This is a genomic window from Arthrobacter sp. Dra40 (assembly GCF_059091905.1).
In genome coordinates this window covers 1-20275 of record NZ_JBNHHB010000087.1, presented here as the reverse complement: position 1 = coordinate 20275, position 20275 = coordinate 1, and the positions used below count along the sequence as shown (strand labels likewise).

Genomic DNA, 20275 nt, shown 5'->3' with positions numbered 1-20275 from the left:
GACCGGGTCTTCTCTTCTTTCGCGATCCGCGCCCGGGAAGCCTCCACGGCGGCCGGCGCGTCCAGCCGCGGCACGCAGACCACGCCGTCGTCGTCGGCGACGATCACGTCACCGGGCCGGACCGTGACCCTGCCCAGGGTGATGGGAACATTGACCGCCCCGGCGGTGGCCTTCACCGTGCCCTGGGCGTAAACGGCCGCCGACCAGGCGGGAAAACCCATGTTCTGCAGATCGGCCACGTCGCGTACGCCGGTGCTGGTGACGACGCCGCGGACGCCGCGGTACTCCAGTGCGGTGGCGAACAATTCGCCGAACATCCCGTCCGTGCATTCGGAGGTGGTGGTGACCACCAGGATGTCGCCCGGGCGGCACTGTTCAATCGCGGCGTGGATCATCAGGTTGTCGCCGGGCCAGCAGAGCACGGTGACGGCAGTGCCGGCCACTCGGGTGCCGGACTGGATGGGCCGGAACTGCGGGCCGGTCAGGCCGGTGCGTCCGATGGCTTCATGGACGGTGGCCACGCCAAAGCCGGCGAGCGCATCGACGTCGTCCTGTTCGGCGCGGGGCGGGTTGGTGACAATGACGTTTTTCATGCCAGCGTGTCGGTCACTTGGGGGTAGTAGCGCATGTAGGCCTCGCCCTTGGTGTCGGTGGTGAAGCCGAGGTTGGGCCCGGCGTTGCGCTTAACCTGGACACCGCGGCGGGTGGCCAGGTCCGTGTAGTAGTCCCACATGTGCTGCTGGGCTGCCAGGCACTCCATCGCCTTGCGCTTGGCCGGGAATGCATCGGTGATGTCCAGCAGCACGTTGGGCTTGAAGTCGCTTTGTTCGGGCTGGTGCGGTTCAAAGAAAAAGACCGGCGGCGCGCCCAGCGGGTCGCCCGGAGCGTCATAGCCGATGGCCTGCGCCAGCACCCGGGCGTCCAGCGCCATCCGCGCCGCGGCCGGGTGGTCCCCGTTGTACGGGTCGGCCAGCGGATGGGTCAGCACCACCGTGGGCTTGACCTCACGGTAAATCGTCACCAACTCATCCACCAGGTCCCGGGTAGCCATCAACGGATAGTCCCCGGCATCCAGGAACCGGATCTCGGCCCCCAGCGCTGCGGCAGCGCCCTCCGCCTCCTGCCGGCGGATCGCCTTGATCTCCTCCAGGCCCTTGCCCTCGCGCCAGGCCTTCGCGGACTCCCCGCGTTCGCCGTAGGACAGGCACACGACGACGGCGCGCTCGCCGCGCTGTGCCGCCGCGGCAATGGCCCCTCCCGCCCGCCACACAAAATCGCCTGCATGGGCGCTGATCACCAGCAGGGCCGGCTCGTTGTCGCTCAAAAGTCCTCCTTGATTGTGGGTGTTCTAGGGGAAGTCAACCACCGGGAACCAGAATCGTCAACAATTCTGGTTCCACTTCTCCGACTGGTAGCGACAGGGTGGCTTCCCTCCCCCGGCAGAAGCCCTCCCGGCCGCGCCCTTCCAGCCCGGCCCTGCTAGATTTATTGTCAACAAATTTGTCGCGTGACTTTGGGGCCGGCGAATGGAGGCGGCGCAATGACTAGCTCTTCCGAGAAGGCGGCGCACATGACTAGCTCTCCCGAGAACGCGGCGCCAGGCATGCCATCGATAGAGGACCAAGGGCGGCTAATCGTCCAAGGCACCGACCGGCCCGGCATCGTGGCCAGCATTTCCACCCTCCTGACCGAGTCCGGTGCGAACATCGTCTCGCTCGATCAATACTCGACGAACCCCGCAGGCGGACAGTTCTTCCAACGCACGGTTTTCCATTTGCCTCATCTCGCTGCCCGTGTGGAGGAACTGGAACATTCTCTTCACGAGCAGCTGTCCGGCAATCCCGACCTGACATGGCGCGTGGTGGAAGCCAAACGTCAAAAGCGCGTGGCCATTTTCGTGTCTAAATCCGACCACTGCGTCCTGGATCTGCTGTGGCGCCAACGGCGGGGCGAGCTCCCGGTGAACATCGCCATGGTCGTTTCCAACCACCCCGACCTCAGTGCGGATGTGCGCCAGTTCGGGATCCCGTACTTCCATGTGCCGGTGGACAAGGACAACAAGGCGGAGGCGGAAAGGCGCCATCTCGAACTGTTGCAGGGAAACGTCGATCTGGTGGTCCTGGCCCGGTACATGCAGATCATCTCGTCCAATTTCTTGAAGGAAGTGGGGGTGCCGGTCATCAACATCCACCACTCGTTCCTCCCCGCCTTCATCGGAGCGGCGCCGTACCGGAAGGCCAAAGAACGCGGCGTTAAGCTGATCGGCGCCACCGCGCACTACGTCACCGAGGATCTCGACGAGGGGCCCATCATCGACCAGGACGCCATCCGGGTATCGCACCGCGATACGGCCGAGGACCTCGCCAGGCTGGGTGCGGACGTGGAACGCAGTGTCCTCTCCCGTGCCGTGATGGCCCATTGCGAGGACCGGGTGCTGCGCGAAGGCAACAGCACCATCGTGTTCTAGCTGTGCTGCCGGAAACGCGACCCGTCCCGCCGGCGCCGCGGTCCCGCGCGCCGGGTTCCGCAGCCCGACGCAGGCCGCGCACCGGCGTTGCGCGCTGGCTTGGGAGTGTCAGGAGCGGTATGTCTTCCGGGCGAAGTCGGAGTAGGGCACGGGGGCGACCGTTGCCCGGATCTCCACCTGGCGGTGCGGCTCCACCTGGGGCTTTCGGGTATTGGGCTCTTCGCCCCACAGGACTGTCACCTCGGTGCCCGGTGCGCTGTGCTGCTTATCGAGGGTGGCCAGTGAGAGGAAGGCCTGCTCGTTGGCCACATAGCCGCAGTCGAAGGACAGGCCGGCCGTCTCTCCGCCTGCCAGCACCTGGTCCACTTGGTAGAACGCGTAGCGGGCCTTGGGCAGGTCAAAGTACTTGGCCGGCAGCCCGTCCTCGCCCAGCGACTTGAACACCTGGGCCACGTCGTCGCTGTTCCAGACCAAGGTCACCTTCTCGCGGCCCGGGTTCTCCCGCATCTGGTGCAGGGCGGTGCGCCCGATGAAGTCATGGTCGAACGAGACCACGCGCCCGTAGTTCAGGTCCCACGGCGTCACGTAGTAGTCCTCGATCGACGGCGAGGCGAAGCTTCCGCCGAGCGATCCGGCCGCCGCGAGCGGCAGCCACTTCCGATAGTCGGCAAGCTGGTCCCCGCTGAAGATGGCCGGCACCGGGGTCGGCACCCATCCGGACCCGAGCGGCGAGGTGGAATAGGCCTTGGCGCCCACTTGGCGCAGCCCGAACTCTTCACCGGCCTCGAGGAGGGCCTGGTGGACGCGTCCGCCCTCCTCCCACGGTCCGAAGATCTCGAACCCGGCCTGGCCGGCGATGCCGTGGCGGATCGCCCGGACCCGGCAGCCCGCGATGGTGAACTCGGTCATGTGGAAGAACTTCACCTCGGGAACCGGAGTACCGATGAGCTTTTCCACCAACGGAACCGCGTGCGGCCCCTGCAGTTCATAGCGGTAGATCTTGGGGGTGCCGTGGCGGATCAAGGAGTTGGCATCGCGCTCGGTGGTGGCGTCGTAGCCGCCCTTTTCCAGATGGAACTGCACCCAGTCCAGCACCATGTGGTGGCCCACCAGGTTGAAGCTGCCCTCGGCCAGGTAGGCAAGGATCGCGTCGCCGATCAGGTAACCGTCCTCGTTGACCGCCACGAACTGTTTAGCTGTGTTCGGCGTGAAATTGGCGAACTTGTTGACGCCCAGGTCACTGAGCAGCTTCAGGGCGTCGGGGCCGTTGATGTACAGGTCGGTCATGTGGTGCGACTGGTCCAGCAAGGCAACCGATTCCTCCCAGGCGCGCTGTTCCGACCGCCAGTTGGTGAACTCCGGCTGGATCGGAAAGACGATGGGCAGCGCGGGCAGATTGCGCAGCAGTTCCACTGCGTTTCCGGTGCGCTGGATGGCGTTTTCCAGGCTTTCGGCAGGCATGACGCTCTCCATTCGGTGGTGTTGGCCAGGGGTCAGGGCGTTGCGGGAAATACCGGGATCACCAGGTGCGAAGCAGCCTCCCCGCCGGTGTGGATCCGGTGTTCGCCGCGGTTGACGGAGTTTTCGTGGCGGGCGTACAGCTCGGGTTTGGGGTAGCGCATGATGTCGGACCCCTGGACCACCAGCACCAGGGAGTCGCCGGCCTCGAAGCGGGTACCGGAGGGCAGGATCTCGATGTCCAGCCGGGCCGGTTCGCCCGGAGGCAACGGCAGGTCCCGCTGGTGCGCCAGCACCGGCAGGTACTCCGTGGAGCGGCCTGGATCCAGTTCCCGGCGGGAGGCCCTCTGCCAGCCCACCGCGACGGGTCCGTCGTCGAAAATTGCGTAGTAGGGGAAGCCGACCACGTTGCCGTCCCGGTCCTGTTTGAACATCGCGACGAAGACATCCATGTCCTCGGCGTCCGGAGCGGACACGTACAGCACGGCATTGGCATGGCCCACCAGCATGGTTGCTTCGCGGAAGACCTGGCGGAATTCCGCCCGGTGCGGCCGCAGCCCGCTGGCCAGAGAATCGTAACCGGCGATGCCTTCTTGTGCCGGCGGCTCGAGGGCCAGTGAGCCGGCAGCGGCGTCGAGGTACAGCGTGCGGTACTCGGTGTGTGCCGGCGGCCACTCAGCGGCGTCCTGCAGGTGTCCTTGATAGAAGCGGTCCCGCACCTCCAGCTGCACCGTGGGCCAGTCCGCCAGACCGGATTCCCGACCATGCAGGAAGTGGTCAAAGAACATCCGCTGCCGCTCCACCATCTCCGGGCGGTAGTACTCGGCCCACTTCTTCCGGCCGTGGACGTGAAGCCACTTCTGCTCCGAGGCGATCCGGCGGAAGCCCTCCAGCGTCCCCCGCGTGTGCAGCCCCTGGTCCGACCAGCTCGCGACGACGAACGCAGGCACGGTGACCTTCTCCAGGTCGGCGCTCTTGGACTCCCAGAAGCTGTCATAGAACGGATGGGCAGCCGTTTCGGCTTCCAGGTCTTCTATGGGGCCCGTTCCGTAGCCCCAGCGTTCCCGGATGTAGGGCCAAAACCACGTTTCCGGGATGCCGCCGTGCCGGGCCACTTCCCGGTAGGTGTCGGTCCAGCCTTCCCACGGGTTGATCGCGGCCAGGTGGGGAGGGTTCAACTCGGCTACCCGCCACTGGGACACGGTGAGGTAGGAGACGCCGGACAGTCCGACCTTGCCGTTGCTCCAGTCCTGCCCGCCGGCCCATTCGATCAGGTCATGGAAGTCCCTGGCTTCTTCCGGCGAGCAGTAGGTTGCCTCGCCTTCCGAATACCAGGTGCCCGGGATGTCCGCGATAACAACGGCGTAGCCGTGCGGCACCCAATACTCCGGATCGGGCGCTTCGAAGGTCGTCAGGCTGCCGGTGTAGCCGGCCTGCACACCGCTGGCGGGTCGGACCACGCCGAGCTGCTCGGCAATGTGCTTGCCGTACGGCGACCAGCTGATTAGCGGCGCAGCGGGACCGGAGTTATCCGGCCGGTAGACGTCCGCGCGGATCACCGCCCCGGAGCGCACTGGCACCGCGACGTCCCGGTCGATGATCATGCCCGGCAGATGCTCGGTCCGGGGCTGCGGCGGCAGGCCGCCACGCTCTTCCGGGGCATGCAGCGGCCTCCTGAACAGATACGGGATGGAACCAGACATGTTGTCCGCCTTTCCGGTACGGCCCCGGAACCCGGTCCGGGCGCCGGCGCCCCGCGGCGGCCATAACGTTCCCATAACCACCTTGACATGAGATAGATCACATCGTTAGCTTCAATGTCAACATTCCTGTCAGCACAAGACCGGCGGTGGGCGCCGGATCGAGCAGTTCTCCAGCCTCCAGGAAGCGTTGGAACGACATGTGGGGTACCGCAGAGAGTGTGCATCCGTGACTGCCAGGCTGGCCGTCGAAGATGTTTCTCTGCACTTTGGCGGCATCACAGTCCTGGATTCCGTGTCCTTCGAGGTGGAACCGTCCACCGTCTTCGGGTTAATTGGTCCCAACGGGGCGGGCAAAACGTCCCTGTTTAACTGCGTCAGCGGGCACTACAAGCCGTCGTCGGGATCCATCCGCATCGACGGCGAGGAGGTCCTGTCCCGGGCGCCGTCAACGTTGGCCCGGAGCGGGCTGGCGCGCACCTTCCAGCATCCGGCGCTGCAGCTGGATGAAGGGGTGCTGGAGAATGTGCTCCTCGGCGGCCACTCCAGGTTGTCGGGCGGCGCACTGTCCTGGGCGCTCCGGCTGCCGCATGCCGTTCGCGGCGAGCGGGCGCTCCGGCAGCAGGCCCTGGAAGTGCTTGAACGCCTGGATCTGGCCTGGGCCACCCACCTGCCCGCGGGCGAGCTGGCGCACGGCTTCCGCAAGCGCGTGGAGTTGTGCCGGGCGCTGCTCAGCCAGCCCAAACTGCTGCTGCTCGACGAACCGGCCGCCGGGCTTTCGCACACCGAAGTCGAGGACCTGATCGGCTGGATCAGGAACCTGCGCTCCGATTTCGAACTGACCATCGTCGTCGTCGAACATCACATGGGACTGATATCCGCCGTGACGGACCGCTTGGCCGTGCTCAACCAAGGGCGGCTGCTGGCGGAAGGCACGGCGGCGGAAGTCCGGCAGGACCCGCGCGTGATCGAGGCCTACCTGGGACCGGGGGCGGCGTAAATGGGCATCCTCGAACTTTCCAACGTGCACGCCTCATACGGCCGGGCCGTGGCGCTGCACGGCATCAACCTCAGCGTGGCCGACGGCGGTGCCACCGGCATTCTCGGGGCCAACGGCGCCGGCAAGACCACCACGTTGCGCGCCATCAGCGGCATGGTCAGGACCACCGGTGACATCACCTTCGACGGCCGCCGGATTACCGGGATGCGGGCGGACCAGGTGGCGCGGCTGGGCATTGCGCACGTGCCCCAGGACCGCGGCACCCTGGCCAACCTCAGCGTGCGGGACAACCTGCAGGTAGGTGCGTACCGGCGCAAGGACCAGCGAGGTGTCTCCGCGGACCGGGACCACTACTTCGATCTGTTCCCGCAACTGGCAGCGCGGAGCAAGACTCCCGCCGCCGCGCTGTCCGGCGGTGAGCAGCAGATGCTCGCGATCGGCCGCGCCTTCATGGCGAGCCCCAAGCTGGTGCTGCTGGACGAACCGTCCCTGGGGCTGGCGCCCGGCACTGCGAGCCAGGTCTACGAAGCCATCGCCAAACTGCGCACGGAAACCGGCTTGTCCATGGTGGTGGTGGAGCAGAACGCCGCCCTGGCCTTTTCCATCGTGGACGAAGCCACCGTGCTGGAAACCGGGCGCACCGTGCTGTCCGGACCGCGCGAAGAGCTCATGGGCATGGACGCCATCCGCAAAGCGTATCTGGGAGGGTGAGCCGTGGATTCCTTGTTCCTGCAGCTCATCATTGACGGCCTGGGCAACGGCGCCATCTACGCCGCCCTGGCCCTGGCTATCGTGCTGGTGAACCGGGCCACCGGGCTGATCAATTTTGCCCAGGGCGCCATGGCGGTCTTCTCCACTTTCCTGGCCTGGACACTGTGGCAGGCAGGCATGCCCCCGGCGGCCGCCATTCCGCTCGCCATCCTCATGTCCGCGCCGCTGGGCGCCGGCGTCGAACGCCTGATCATGCGACGTTTCGAGCGCGGTTTGCCCGATACCGCCATCATCGTGACGGTGGCCCTGCTGGTGCTGTTCACCGGACTGGCCGGCCTGTTCTGGGGCTACAACTCCCAGCAGTTCCCCTCGCTTTTCCCGCTCGGTACCTTCCGCATCGGAGGCGCCTTCGTCAGTTTCCAGTCGCTGGGCAACATCATCGTGCTGCTGCTGGTGGTGCTGGCGCTGCAGCTGCTGTTCAAGAAAACGAAGCTGGGCCTGGCGCTGCGGGCGGTGGCGGACAACCCGGAGTCCAGCGCTTTGTCCGGCATCCCGGTGGGCCGGCTGCTCATGGTGGGCTGGGCACTGGCCGTAGTGCTGGGAGCCATCGCGGGCGTGTTGATTGCGCCCAAGGTCTTCTTGTCCCCGCACATGCTGGACCAGGTCCTGGTCTACGCCCTGGCCGCTGCGATCCTTGGCGGCTTGAACAGCCCGCTGGGCGCCGTGGTGGCCGCCGGCCTGATCGGCGTGGTGGAGAACCTGGCCGGCGCCTACATCGGCTTCATCGGCGATGACCTGAAGATCGCCGTACCGCTGATCGCCATGTTCATCGTGCTGCTGGTCCGGCCCCAAGGCCTCTTCGGACAGAAAGAGGTGGTGCGGGTATGAGGCACAGCGTGTTCCAGTCGCGCTGGTTCCGGATCACAGCCACCGTCGTCGTTCTGGTGGTGGCGGTCCTGGCACCGCTGCAGCTCATTCCGTACGTCAACTACCAGCTGACCGTGGTGGCAGCTTTCGCCGTCGCAATCCTGGGGCTCAACATTGTGACCGGCTATGCGGGCCAGATCTCGCTGGGCCAGAGCGCGTTCGTGGGGCTGGGCGCCTATGTCAGCGCGTATGGGGTGACCGAGGGCTGGCCGGTGTTGCTGACCTTCGTGCTGGCCGCCCTGATCCCCGCCGGCGTCGGCTTCCTGGTCGCCCTGCCCGCGGTCCGGCTGCGCGGGGTGTCGCTGGCCATGGTCACCATTTCGCTGCCGATCATCGCCGACCGGCTGGCCAAGCGGCTGGACAATCTGACCGGCGGCTCCGTGGGCGTCACAGTGCAGTGGATGAAGGCGCCGGACTGGACCGGGCTGGCCGACGACCAGTGGCGCTACTATATGGTGCTCGGCATTGCCGCAGTGCTTTTCCTGCTGGCAGCCAACCTGACCCGCGGCAGGATCGGCCGCGCCCTTGCCATCGTCCGCGAGAACGAGGCGGTGGCCACCGCGATGGGCATCTCGAACTACCGCTACAAGGTCCTCGCGTTCACCATCGCCTCCCTCTACGGCGGCGTTGCCGGCTTCCTCTATCTGGCCGCCGTGCAGTACATGTCCCCGGCCACGCTCAGCTTCGTGGTTTCCATCAACATGCTGGCGGCCATGATCATCGGCGGATCGGCCAGCATCCTTGGTTCCCTGCTCGGTGGACTGTTCTTCGTGTTCATTCCGGTTCTGGCCGGGCAGATCGACGCCTCGCATACTCCCATCGTTTATGGCGCCGTCCTGCTGCTGATCCTGTTCCTCGCGCCTGGTGGGCTGGTGACCCTGCCGCGGCTCCTGCGACGGCTGGGCCGCAAACGCTCCGAACCGGAGGCCGGGCGGATTGCCGAAACCGGCCCTGAAGTCCCCACCCCGTCAACCACCAGACTGTGACCCGGCTGGGAAGAATCAGCCCGGATCGACACAAGCTTCGGCACAAGCTCGGCACACAAGGCTAAGGAGAACACAATGCGAACACGGCATATCGGACGCGGCGCCACGGGTGCCGTGGCCGTCGCGGCGGCCCTTGCGCTTTCACTGGGCGGATGCGGCAGGGGCGACGGCGGCAGCTCGCCGGAGGGCAGCGGCGGTGCCAGCGGCGGCGGAGGGGCAGCAGCCCAGGGCATCACCGACACCAGTATCCTGCTCGGCAGCACCACCTCGCTCAGCGGCGTGGCCGGGGCGCCGGGCAGCTGCGAAGTGGCGGGCATGGAGGCGTACTTCGGCGCCGCCAATGCGGACGGCGGCGTCAAATTCGGTGACGGCAAGACCCGCAAGGTGGAGATCAAGGCTTATGACGATGCCTACGACCCGGGGAAGGCCGTAGCCAACTTCCGGCAAATGATCGCCGAAGGGGCGTTCGCCGAGGTTAACGGCTTGGGCACCCGGACCAACCTGGCCGTGATGCCGGTGGCCACCGAGGAGAAATTCCCGCAGGTCTTCGTGGCCTCCGGCGACTCGGCGTTCAGCGAGGATCCGCAGGCCAACCCCTGGACCATCGGCTGGATGCCCACCTACTACGCCGAGGGCAACTCGTTCGGCAAGTTCCTGGTGGATTCCGGCCAGGCCGTGAAAGTGGCCGTGCTCAAACAGAACGACGACGCCGGCAACGAGTACATCGCCGGACTCGAGGACGCCATCAAGGGCTCCAAGGTGGAGATTGTCCAGCAGGCCACGTTCGAGCCGGGCGATCCGACAGTGGATGCGCAGATTGCCCAGCTCGCCGACAGCAAAGCCGACGTATTCTTCTCGGCCAACACGGTGCCGGCGCTGACGGCATCCTCGATGATCCGGGCCCAGGACCTGGGCTGGACCCCGTCCATCTTCCTGGCCTCCGTCTCCGCAAATGAGCGGGACGTGCTGAAGCCGGGCAACGCCGGCGCCTTCCCCCACGTGTACAGTTCCGGTTTCACGAAGCAACCCTCACAGACCGACGATGCGGAAGTGAAGCAGTTCCTGTCCGACATGGAAAAGTACGCCCCGGACACCGCCGACCAGATCATCCCGCATTGCCTCTGGGGCTATGCCACCGCGGCCACCTTGGAGGAGGCGTTCAAGAACATGTCGGCGCCGACCCACCAGGCGCTGATGGACTCGGTGCGCAATATCAAGGGCTTCGAGCCGCCGTTGCTGCTGGACGGACTGAGCGTCGACACGACCACCAAAATGGCCCCGATCTCCAAGGTCCAGGTCCAGGAGCACACGGACAAGGGCTATGTGCCCGCGGAGTCCTACAAGCCTTAACGGCATCCCCCTTGCGCCGGCCGAAGGCACCTACCCCTGGCGGATGGCGAGACGATGATTCCGTGCTTGGACGTTCCGTCATGAACAAAAGCCGGCTCGAAGCCTTCAGCGACGGGGTGCTGGCGATCATCATCACCATCATGGTGCTGGAGCTCCACGTACCCGAAGAACCGACGTGGCATGCCCTTTTCGAACAGGCTCCTGGCTTTTTCAGCTACCTCCTGAGCTTTGTCTACGTGGGGATTTACTGGAACAACCATCACCACATGCTTCACCTGGTCGGGAAGATCAACGGCGCCGTCCTCTGGGCGAACCTGCACCTGCTCTTCTGGTTGTCCCTGTTTCCTTTCTCCACCCGGTGGGTGGATGACACCGGCTTCGTCACCGTTCCGGTTCTGGTTTACGGGGCGAATCTGCTCCTGGCCGCCGTGGCCTATTACATCCTTGAAAACTGCCTGGTCCGCCAGCAGGGTAGCGACGGCGCGCTGGCGCAGGCGCTGGGCCGGGACTGGAAGGCAAAGATCTCCCCGGTCATCTACATCCTCGGCATCGCCGCGGCCCTGCTGCACCCCTTGCTCAGCATCGCCGCCTACACGGTAGTCGCTGCGCTGTGGCTGGTTCCGGACCGCCGGGTGGAGCGCTTCCTGGCCCGGCAGGACAACCAGGACTGACGCAGAAAGGACCATTGCCGCCGCCGCCGGCCCCGAGTAGGCTCGCGCTTGTCTCCACCACCCGCCCTCTGAACAGGAGCCATCCATGCCCAAGCCCACCATCCACCCCGGCGAGCCCTGCTGGGTGGACCTGATGACCTCCAACCCGGAGAAAGCCAGGCAGTTCTACACCGAACTCTTCGGCTGGACCTATGAAATCGGCGACGAAGAGAAGTACGGCGGCTACGCCATGGCCTATAAGGACGGCCGCAGCGTCGCCGGCATCATGCAGAGCCAGGACTCCGGGAATCCGGACGTCTGGAGCACCTACCTGAGGGTGGAGGACATCGATGCCGCAACCCGTGCGGCCGCGTCCCACGGCGGCCAGGTGTACGTGGAGCCGATGGAGGTTCCGGAACAGGGCAAGATGGCCATGATCGCCGACGCCGGAGGAGCCGCCGTCGGACTGTGGGAATTTGCAGGGCATACCGGCTATCAAGTGGCCGCCGAGCCGGGCTCCCCTGCCTGGCATGAGCTTTTCACCCGCGACTACCCCGCTACCGTGAAGTTCTACCAGGACGTGTTCGGCTGGGATACCGAAGTCATGAGCGATTCCGACGAGTTCCGTTACACCACCCTCGGCTCCGGCGATACGGCGACAGCCGGCATCATGGACGCCGGCCTCTGGCTGCCCGAAGGGGTCCCCGCCCATTGGCGGGTCTACTTCACCGTCGAGAACACCGACGCAGCCGTCGATACAGCCACCGCCCTCGGCGGCAGCGTGGTCCAGCCCGCCGAAGACACACCCTTCGGACGCGTCGCCACCCTGACCGATCCCACCGGCGCCATGTTCCTCGTCGTTCAGGAGCTGCCGCAACAGTAGCCCTGTCGCGTGGTACTGCCCCTCAGCCCAGCCGGGGAGTCCGCGGCGGCTCGGTGCGGCGGGCACCGGTAGCCTCGAAGGCGGCTGCCAGGGCCAGCAGGGCGTTGTCGTCGTAGGCCCGCCCCGCGAAGGTGAGTCCGACGGGCATGCCGATGTCCGCCGTCGTGCCCATGGGCACGGTGACGGTCGGAATGCCCAGGTGGCGCGGGACCAGATTCCCGTTAGCCACCCATACGCCGTTGCGCCAGCCAAGGTCTGCCGAAGCCTGGTTGACGTCCATGTCCGCGGCGCCGATATCGGCCACCGCAGGAAAGACGACGGCGTTGAGCGCGTGATGGTCCAGCCAGGCTTCCAGGTCCACCCGACGGGTTTCCTCGAGTCCCGACAGTCCCTCTGCGAGATGGGGGATGTCGGTGAAGGAGGCAACGCCGTGTTCCCGCACGTGCGCCGGATAGGCCGCGATGTCGTCGAAATCGTCGTAGGGGTCCGGCAGGGCCCCGGGCGGATGCGGAAAGATATCCGCCCCATCGACGCCGGCCAGGGTCTGAAGCGCCGGGTCCCCGTTGGTCGCGAGGAAGTCCTCCCATGCCCACGCGGACAGATCCACGATCTCCCGCCGCAGGAACTCCTGGCTGACCAGGCCTCGGGTGCCGATTTTCGCGGCGCCGGGCCGGTCGCCTTCGTAGTTGGAGACGACCGGGAAGTCCACGGGAACCACCTCGGCCCCCGCGGCCTCAAGGTCCCGGCGGGCTGCTTCCCATAGCTCGATGATGGAAGCCCTGGTCTCGATCCGCTGCCCGGTGGGACCGCCGATGCCGGGATGTTCGCTGGTGCCGGCAGCGGGGTCGGCGTTGATGTACATGCGGGGCACGCCGAAGCGTTTTCCCTGCAGGGCGGCCCGTGCCTGCTGCAGTCCGCGGGGCGCCAGGGCCGGATAGGAGTCGGGCCGGACCGAAGAGGCGGAAGGGATGGGCACCCAGGGCTGTCGGCGCCAGAAGTCGCCGCGCGTTTCGGGGTCGTCCGCCACGATCACGTCCAGCACTTCCAGCAGGTCGGCCATGGTCCGGGTGTGCGGCACCACCACGTCCATGGTGGGGACCAGCGGCCAGTTGCCGCGCACGGAGATGATTCCGCGCGACGGGGTGTAGGCGCACAACGCGTTGTTCGATGCGGGCGCCCTGCCGCTGGACCAGGTCTCCTCGGCCAGGCCGAAGGCGGCGAAACTTGCCGCCGCCGCGGTTCCGGAGCCGTTGGATGAACCGGATCCGAAGGCGGCCGTCAGGAAGTCGGGGTTGTAGGGGCTTTCGGCACGTCCATAGAGACCTCGCTGCATGCCTCCGTTGGCCATCGGCGGCATATTGGTAAGTCCGATGAGCACGGCCCCTGCCGCGCGCAGCCTCTCGATGGCGAACGCGTCGCGCTGGGCCACCAGGTGTTCGAAGGCGGGCGAACCTGCGGCCGCGGTAAGGCCTTTGGCCAGATAGCTGTCCTTCGCCGTGTAGGGAATACCGTCCAGCGGGCCGCGGGTTTCTCCGCGGGAACGCCGTTGATCGGAAGCGCGGGCGTCCGCGAGCGCTTCGTGATTCATGACGACGACGGCGTTCAGCCGGATGCCGCCCTGGTCATAGGCGGCGATGCGTTCCAGGTAGGCCTGCGTGAGTTCCTCGCTGGTCGCCTGCCCCGTCTGCAGCGCCTCGCGCAGCTGCCCGATCGGGGTTTCCACCACGTCGAACCGTGTCATTCTGCCGCCTTCGCGCCGAGCTTGGGCTGCTGTTGGGTGATGCAGTGGATTCCGCCGCCGCGGGCCAGTATCGGCCGCGCGTCCACCGTGACCACGCGCCGGCCTGGATAGGCTTCGGCAAGGATTTCGGCCGCCAGCGCATCGGCGCGTTCCTCCCCGTAGCCGCAGGCAATCACGCCACCGTTGACCACCAGGTGGTTGACGTAGCTCCAGTCGACGAATCCGTCGTCGTCCTTCAACGTCTCGGGGGCGGGCAACTCAATGATCTCGAATGGCTTTCCTGCCGCGTCAACCTGGGTCTCGAAGAACGACCGCAGGGACCGGCTGACGTCGAAGTCGGGGTGTGCCGGATTGTTTTGCCAATGCAGCAGGATCCGTCCGGGCGAGGGCAGGGTGGCCACCATGTCGATATGCCCTCGCGTGCCCAGGTCCTCATAGTCGCGGGTCAGTCCCCGCGGTACCCACACGGTATGCGTGGCGCCCAGGGTGCGGGCCAGTTCCGCTTCCACCCGTCCCTTGTCGGCGTACGGATTCCGTCCGGGATCGAGCTGTACGGTTTCGGTCACCAGCACCGTTCCCTCACCGTCAACGTGGATGGCACCGCCTTCGTTCACCAGCAAGGAGGTGACGGGTTCGGCCTGGGCCTGCGCGGCCACAAAGCCCGCGATGTCACGGCTCTTCTCCCACTCGGCCCAGGCCGGCGCACCCCAGCCATTGAAGGTCCAGTCCACCGCTCCGAGCACCTCCGGCCGCTCGTCGTCGACCACGAAGGTCGGGCCGATGTCCCGCATCCAAAACTCATCCAGCGGCGCCTCGAGCTGTTCAATTCCGCGGCCCAGCATGCTTCGGGCGTGCTTGCGTTCCGTCGGGTCGACCACCATGACCACGGGTTCGAACTCCGCAACGGCATGCGCCACTGCGGCCCAGGCGCCGTACGCTTCCTCCGCCGACGCCGCATCCGCACCCAGCGTCAGGCCGCCCCGGGGGAACGCCATCCAGGTCCGCTCGTGCGGATCGGTTTCCGCCGGCATTTTCCAAGCCACAGGAATCTCCGTCTCACGGGGAACGGGAAGGCCGTCCCGACCAACTTGTTGATCGCATGATCAATAATGCAGAGAAGTTACTTTAGACTGTTCTGTGATGTCAAGCACACCGAAACGCACCCCGCGCAAGGCACCCGCCGAACGGGCCGCGGAAATCGCCGACGCGGCCCGGGCCATTGGACTCGAGCAGGGCCTATCCGCGATTACCCTGCGCAACGTGGCAGGCAGAGCCGGGGTAGCGCCGGGCCTGGTGGCGCATTACCACCCCGCCATCGATGTCCTGGTGGCCGGTGTCTTCTCCGCCATCGTGGCCGCGGAAATCGATGAGGTGTCGGCCATGGTGGCAGAAAGGCCCACCCCGCGACAGGGCCTTGGCCTGCTGCTCCACACACTCTTGGACGACCGCCGGCTTGATGTGACGGCGGTGTGGGTGGAAGCGTGGTCCCTGGGCCGCCGCAACGAGGCGCTCGCAAGCAGCGTGCGCACACAGATGGATGCGTGGCAGGCGGTGATCCGGGCCCTGCTTGAAGCGGGCCTTGCCGCCGGGGAGTTCACAACGCCGGACGCGGAAGCCGTGGCCTGGCAGGTTCTGGGCATGATCGACGGGTTGAATGCCCAGGCTCTGGTGCGGTGGAACGGCGTCAGCGACCGGCACACCCACCTCGCCCGTGCCGTGGAAGTGATGGTCGGAGCGGCCCCGTCTTCGCTGCTGCAGCACGCGCCGCCCGTCGCCGACACGTGCTCCGGGGACAGTCTGATTACGCGTCAACGTGCGCATGGTCGCGAACCACGTCGATCCACCGGTCGGTAACCAGCGACCAGCGCTCGCGGAGCACTGGTTCGGCCTCCTCGAATGGCTCGATAATCTCCGATTCCGGGTCTATTCCCATGTCGGCCAGGATGTCCCCGCTCTCGAGGCTCCACTGGTTAGCGGTCCGTGCCACTGCTTCCAAATGGAATTGGAGTCCCCAGGCGTTCGGACCCACCCGGAAAGCCTGATTGCGACATCGGTCGCTCGAGCACAGGGAGACCGACCCCGCAGGCAGCAAGGTCACTTCAAGCCAGTGCCACTGGAGGGCTTGCAGTGGCCCTTCGAGGCTGTGGAGCAGCGGATCTGCAGCACCGTCAGGAGTCAGTTGCATGTCAACAAGCCCGACTTCCGGTCCGGCTGCGATCTTGTCGACACGTCCGCCGGCCACATGTGCGAGCAACTGAGCACCGAGGCATATCCCGAGGAGCGGAACCTGCCGTACCAATGCGTCCTTAACAAGGGCACGGACTCCGGGCAGCCACGGTGCGGTCTCGTCGTCGACCGGTCCGGGGGTACCGCCGAGGACGACGATCCCGTCCCAACCCGCACTCGAAGTCGGCACTGAATTCGCAGTCTCCGGCCCCACCACAGTCGTTTCCACCCCTGCTCGGGCCAGTCGTTCTCCGACAAGCGCTGCATCGGCGCTGCGTTCGTGCTCGACAATGAGGACTTTGAGGTTGCCGCCTGCGAAGGCATCCGCCATCTCAAAGCCTCCCTGCTGCGATGATCTTCTTCAAAAATTCCTGCGTGCGGGGCTCCGCTGGGTTGCCGAAAATCTGCTCGGGCGGCCCAACCTCCAAGACCTGTCCCTCATGAAGAAATGCCACCCGGCTTGACACTTCCCTGGCGAATGACATTTCGTGGGTCGCCATGAGGATGGTCAGTCCCTCGTTGGCCAGATCCCGGACGATGTTCAGCACCTCGGCAACAAGTTCCGGATCAAGGGCGGAGGTGATCTCGTCGAGCAGCAGTACGTCCGGGTTCATGGCCAGCGCACGCACAATGGCCACGCGCTGCTGCTGGCCACCCGAGAGCTGATCGGGAAAGGCCATGGCCTTATGGTCCAAGCCCACCCGCGTGAGCAGTTCATGTGCTTGGTTTTCTGCTTCCGCTTTCGCCACTCCCAACACCCGGATCGGGGCGAGAGTCACATTGTCCAGAGCCGTCATGTGGGGGAACAAATTAAAGCTTTGGAAGACGATGCCCACTCTGCGCCGCAAGGCATTGACGTCGATACCTTCGCCGGACACAACGTCATTGTCCAAGTGGATTTCCCCGCCTTGGATTGTTTCCAACGCGTTGACGCAGCGGAGCAGGGTCGACTTCCCGCAACCTGAGGCTCCGATGAGGCAAACAACCTCGTGCTTGTCGATGTGCAGGTCCACGCCGCGCAAGACAACGTTGTTTCCATACGCCTTGACCACATTGTTCATTTCAAGAAAGGGCATGATTATCCTTGCAGCCTCTGTTTTTTCTCGTCCCGCTCCAACAGCCGGTCAACAAACCGGGTCTGCGGAATGGTGATCAGGATGAACAGAATCGCGACCACTGTGACCGAGGACAGGTTGAAGTAATTGCTGGCGTAGGTTTTGGCTTGTGTGAATGCGTCCACCGTCCCGATGATCGTGACGAGCGCGGTATCTTTCTGCAGCCCGATGAAATCGTTGAGCAGCGGCGGCGATACGCGCCGGAACGCTTGCGGGACGACGACGAATCGCAGGGTCTTACCGTAGCTGAGCCCGAGCGACCGGGCCGCCGAAACCTGTGACCAATGGATGCTCGAAATGCCAGCTCGGTAGACTTCAGCCACATAGGCGCTATACGTCAAGGTCAGCGCAAAAATCGCCGCCCACATGGGACTCATATCGCTGAGCAACGGCACATTGGCCAGCGGCAGCCCGAACCCAATGAGGTAGATCACGATGATCGACGGGATGGCACGGAACACGTCGACGTACATCATCGCGAGCCAGCGGATGGGCCTGCCGGCCTGCCCGGGCGCCATCCTTGCGATGGCAATGACCAGACCGAAAATCAGCACGAAGAGTTCAGCCGTCACGGCAATGATGATGTTGTTGGTAAAAGCCTTGGCCACATCGCCCAGGCTCTGCGCCATAAAGGAGATGTCGAAGAATGTGGACTGGACAGCATGATCGTTCGCCAGAAGGAACAACACGAAAACGCTGATGATGCTGACCGGCATCGACGAACCGAGCGTGATCCAACCGCAGTTGGCTCCACGGAATCGTAAACGCCGTCCCTCCACCAGGTTGCCGGCCCCCAGCGCAGCCGAACCGGCCCTCGCGAAACGGTGCCCCCGCACGAGCGGGATTCCTGTCGCGAGGGCCAACGCCACGAGCACGGCCCCGACGCCGGTCAGGATAAGGGTCCAAAGCCCTTCTGCGGCAGCGGCATTCAAGAGCGCCGCCGTGTAAGCGGTCAGGACGAGGGCCAGGAAGAAGATGACGGTCGCCGCCAGCAAAACCGTGCTTGTTGCGTCGGCAGACTTGGCCTCTTTCACGCCCCCTGTCCGGGGCGAGGAAGTCATGGGCGGGAAAACACCCGTCATTTGACGTCGTCCCAGATGGGGATCGTGGCCGGGTCGACTCCGTATGCGTCGGCAAGATAGGTAGAGCCCAACTTATCGAGGGTGCCGTCCGAACGAAGCTCAGCAAGGATCTTGTTGACAGTGTCGACGTTGGTTGACCCCTTGGGCATCATCACTCCGTAGGATTCGTCTGTCGGGATTTGGCCAGCCACTTTCAACGCGCCACCTGAATTCGCTGCTGCGCCCAGCACGATACTGAGGTCCTGAATCCCCGCATCGATCCTGCCTGCTGCGACTGCAGCCTGCTGTTCGGGGTCTCCGGGGAAGACCGCCACCTCAGTCTTGGGCCTGATCACATCCGCCACCAGCATTTGTCCCACCGTTCCCTGCTTGACTCCGATACGGGAGTCGGCAAGGTTCTGCTCGTTGACGGCTGAGTCCTTCTTAACCAGCACGCCGGCTGTGGACTGGAAATATGGTTCGGAAAATTCCATGACCTGCTTGCGTTCGTCGGTGATCGTGATCTGGTTCAGCGTCATATCAAAGTCGCCCGCCTTGCCTGCCACGAGACCGTCAAATGAAGTGTTCTGCAGGACGATGTTCTCGACGCCAGCCCGATGCGCAATGTTGGCCAGCAAGCAGTAATCAAAGCCGCTTGCGATGCTCTCGACGGTGTCGCCGTTGTACCAGCCTGGCGACGGGAGGTCCGCTTTGACCGTGATGGTCCCCTCCTTGATGAGGTCCAGCTCGTGCGTGCCTGCCGGGCCCGACACGGCGCATTCGCCGTAGGAAGCCGCATTCCCGTCGGCAGCAGCGTCCTCGGAATCAGCACCGCCGCCCCCTGCGGAGCTTCCGCACGCCGCCATGCCAAACACCAAAGCCGCAGCGCCGGACGTGGCCACCATTTGAGAGAGTCGCATATTAAGGTCCTTTCGGCGGGAGCCTAAATCGATTTAGGCAATCGCTTAGAATTGTAGGTGCAGATGCATGGAAAGTGAACCACATCACACCTGAGAGAGATTCCGTCATATGAAGGACCTGCCGGGCAGTGGCGCTGCGGCACCGCGCGTTCGCATCAAGGACGTTGCTGCCGCCGCTGGGGTGTCGACAGCGACGGTATCGAACGTCTACAACAAGAAGGGCGAGGTGGCGCCGACAACGCGTGCGAAGGTTTTGGCCACCGGCAAAAGCCTCGGCTACCAGCCGAACCCGTCCGGACGAGCCCTGCGCATGGGACAGACCCGGGTCTTAGGTGTCCTCGTGAGCTACCGGAACTCCCCGGTCTGGCGTTACACGTACCTGCCCTATTACCGCGGCATCATTTCTGACGCTGCCATCGAGGCAATGGATCACGGCTACTCCGTGGTTGCAGCCTCACCGAAGGCAGACGATCTCGCCGATTCATTTCCGCTCGTAGACGGGGTGATCGTGGTCGACCCCCTGGACAACGACCCCATATTCGCCTTCTGCGCCGAACGGGGCATTCCGCTGGTTGCCGACGGTGGCTTCGTCACGGGACACGGGGGCGACCTGCAGATGGCGGTCCTGGGCAACGTGCGGCGTTCTGTGCATGACATCCTCGATCTCACGGCCCGACAAAGTCAGACCGTGGCCGGGCGTCCGCCCACCCACATGGCACTCTTCACCGGATCGATCATTGACCGCTACACGGCGGAAACAGAAGCGGCGTTTTCCTCATGGTGCCAGTTGAATAAAATCCAGGCGCAAATCACGGCTCTTGGACCTAATGGCGACGCCGGGCAGACCGCCCAGCGGCTACTGTCCACCAACCGGCCGGATGCGGTCTATTGCCTCAACGAAAGTTACTCCGGTGCCATCATCGCAGCGGCCGCGGTGCTGGGGGTGGGAATCCCCGAGGACGTAGTGGTCTCCTCCGCCGCCACCTCGGAGCAAACCATTCACGACCCGCGGATCAACTATATGGAGTCTGCAGACCCTGAGGGGCCCGGCCGAAGTGCCGTCCGCCTGCTCGTCAATTT

The 20275-nt window shown here is 65.1% G+C and carries 20 protein-coding genes; 10 read left to right on the top strand and 10 right to left on the bottom strand.

All coding sequences use genetic code 11. The features are described 5' to 3' along the window. Both AC5RWT_RS23405 and AC5RWT_RS23400 read right to left on the bottom strand, forming a co-directional pair. A partial coding sequence (locus AC5RWT_RS23405) for a 4-carboxy-4-hydroxy-2-oxoadipate aldolase/oxaloacetate decarboxylase (RefSeq protein ID WP_494082251.1) occupies window positions 1-593 on the bottom strand: 593 nt, incomplete at its 3' end. Then, the gene (locus AC5RWT_RS23400) at window positions 590-1324 is read right to left on the bottom strand and encodes a PIG-L deacetylase family protein (RefSeq protein WP_494082250.1); all 735 of its coding nucleotides are present in this window, start codon (window positions 1322-1324) and stop codon (window positions 590-592) included. The genes AC5RWT_RS23405 and AC5RWT_RS23400, both read right to left, overlap by 4 nt. Window positions 1325-1570: 246 nt before the next feature. On the opposite strand from AC5RWT_RS23400, the gene purU reads away from it, so the two are divergent. Further along, on the top strand, window positions 1571-2467 hold the full coding sequence (purU, locus tag AC5RWT_RS23395) for a formyltetrahydrofolate deformylase (protein WP_494082249.1): 897 nt from the start codon (window positions 1571-1573) through the stop codon (window positions 2465-2467). Window positions 2468-2575: 108 nt separating this feature from the next. Here purU and AC5RWT_RS23390 read toward each other — a convergent pair whose 3' ends face one another. Next, on the bottom strand, window positions 2576-3928 hold the full coding sequence (locus AC5RWT_RS23390) for an aminomethyl transferase family protein (RefSeq protein WP_494082248.1): 1353 nt from the start codon (window positions 3926-3928) through the stop codon (window positions 2576-2578). Window positions 3929-3960: 32 nt separating this feature from the next. Continuing rightward, entirely contained in the window at window positions 3961-5628 is a 1668-nt protein-coding gene (locus AC5RWT_RS23385; RefSeq protein ID WP_494082247.1) for a CocE/NonD family hydrolase, read from the bottom strand. Window positions 5629-5854: 226 nt separating this feature from the next. On the opposite strand from AC5RWT_RS23385, the gene AC5RWT_RS23380 reads away from it, so the two are divergent. The 7 genes from AC5RWT_RS23380 to AC5RWT_RS23350 all read left to right on the top strand — a co-directional run bounded on the left by AC5RWT_RS23380 (window position 5855) and on the right by AC5RWT_RS23350 (window position 12132). Beyond that, the gene (locus AC5RWT_RS23380) at window positions 5855-6625 is read left to right on the top strand and encodes an ABC transporter ATP-binding protein (protein ID WP_494082246.1); all 771 of its coding nucleotides are present in this window, start codon (window positions 5855-5857) and stop codon (window positions 6623-6625) included. Next, entirely contained in the window at window positions 6626-7336 is a 711-nt protein-coding gene (locus AC5RWT_RS23375) for an ABC transporter ATP-binding protein (RefSeq protein WP_494082245.1), read from the top strand. A gap of 3 nt (window positions 7337-7339) precedes the next feature. Next, the gene (locus AC5RWT_RS23370; RefSeq protein ID WP_494082244.1) at window positions 7340-8224 is read left to right on the top strand and encodes a branched-chain amino acid ABC transporter permease; all 885 of its coding nucleotides are present in this window, start codon (window positions 7340-7342) and stop codon (window positions 8222-8224) included. After that, window positions 8221-9249, top strand: a complete 1029-nt coding sequence (locus AC5RWT_RS23365) for a branched-chain amino acid ABC transporter permease (protein WP_494082243.1) — start codon at window positions 8221-8223, stop codon at window positions 9247-9249. The genes AC5RWT_RS23370 and AC5RWT_RS23365 overlap by 4 nt, the downstream gene beginning before the upstream one ends. Before the next feature lie 75 nt (window positions 9250-9324). After that, window positions 9325-10599, top strand: coding sequence for an ABC transporter substrate-binding protein (locus tag AC5RWT_RS23360; RefSeq protein WP_494082242.1), 1275 nt, complete (start codon window positions 9325-9327; stop codon window positions 10597-10599). Between the two features lie 80 nt (window positions 10600-10679). After that, window positions 10680-11270 carry a TMEM175 family protein gene (locus AC5RWT_RS23355; protein ID WP_494082241.1) on the top strand — a complete coding sequence of 197 codons (591 nt, stop codon included), beginning with the start codon at window positions 10680-10682 and terminating at the stop codon, window positions 11268-11270. Between the two features lie 85 nt (window positions 11271-11355). Continuing rightward, entirely contained in the window at window positions 11356-12132 is a 777-nt protein-coding gene (locus AC5RWT_RS23350) for a VOC family protein (RefSeq protein ID WP_493969610.1), read from the top strand. 22 nt (window positions 12133-12154) lie between these two features. On the opposite strand, the gene AC5RWT_RS23345 is transcribed toward AC5RWT_RS23350, so the two are convergent. Together AC5RWT_RS23345 and AC5RWT_RS23340 are read right to left on the bottom strand one after the other, a co-directional pair. Then, entirely contained in the window at window positions 12155-13873 is a 1719-nt protein-coding gene (locus AC5RWT_RS23345) for an amidase (protein WP_494082240.1), read from the bottom strand. After that, window positions 13870-14916 (bottom strand): agmatine deiminase family protein, encoded by a 1047-nt coding sequence (locus AC5RWT_RS23340; protein ID WP_494082239.1) that lies wholly within the window; start codon window positions 14914-14916, stop codon window positions 13870-13872. Before AC5RWT_RS23340 ends, AC5RWT_RS23345 begins: the two co-directional genes overlap by 4 nt. Window positions 14917-15013: 97 nt before the next feature. Here AC5RWT_RS23340 and AC5RWT_RS23335 point away from each other — a divergent pair, with 97 nt between their 5' ends. Next, window positions 15014-15727 (top strand): TetR/AcrR family transcriptional regulator, encoded by a 714-nt coding sequence (locus tag AC5RWT_RS23335; RefSeq protein WP_494082238.1) that lies wholly within the window; start codon window positions 15014-15016, stop codon window positions 15725-15727. Here the strand turns inward: AC5RWT_RS23335 and AC5RWT_RS23330 are convergent. From AC5RWT_RS23330 to AC5RWT_RS23315, 4 genes are read right to left on the bottom strand one after another with little or no spacing between them, the layout of a single operon-like run. Continuing rightward, window positions 15675-16430 (bottom strand): type 1 glutamine amidotransferase, encoded by a 756-nt coding sequence (locus AC5RWT_RS23330; protein WP_494082237.1) that lies wholly within the window; start codon window positions 16428-16430, stop codon window positions 15675-15677. The two genes, AC5RWT_RS23335 and AC5RWT_RS23330, sit on opposite strands and share 53 nt — an antisense overlap. A gap of 1 nt (window position 16431) precedes the next feature. Continuing rightward, a complete protein-coding gene (locus tag AC5RWT_RS23325) occupies window positions 16432-17175 on the bottom strand; it encodes an amino acid ABC transporter ATP-binding protein (RefSeq protein WP_494082236.1) in 744 nt (247 codons plus the stop codon). A gap of 2 nt (window positions 17176-17177) precedes the next feature. Continuing rightward, window positions 17178-18248 carry an amino acid ABC transporter permease gene (locus tag AC5RWT_RS23320; protein WP_494082235.1) on the bottom strand — a complete coding sequence of 357 codons (1071 nt, stop codon included), beginning with the start codon at window positions 18246-18248 and terminating at the stop codon, window positions 17178-17180. 44 nt (window positions 18249-18292) lie between these two features. Then, a complete protein-coding gene (locus AC5RWT_RS23315) occupies window positions 18293-19195 on the bottom strand; it encodes an ABC transporter substrate-binding protein (RefSeq protein ID WP_494082234.1) in 903 nt (300 codons plus the stop codon). Between the two features lie 109 nt (window positions 19196-19304). On the opposite strand from AC5RWT_RS23315, the gene AC5RWT_RS23310 reads away from it, so the two are divergent. Then, window positions 19305-20275 (top strand): LacI family DNA-binding transcriptional regulator (locus tag AC5RWT_RS23310; protein ID WP_494082233.1); only part of this gene is annotated, 971 nt, incomplete at its 3' end.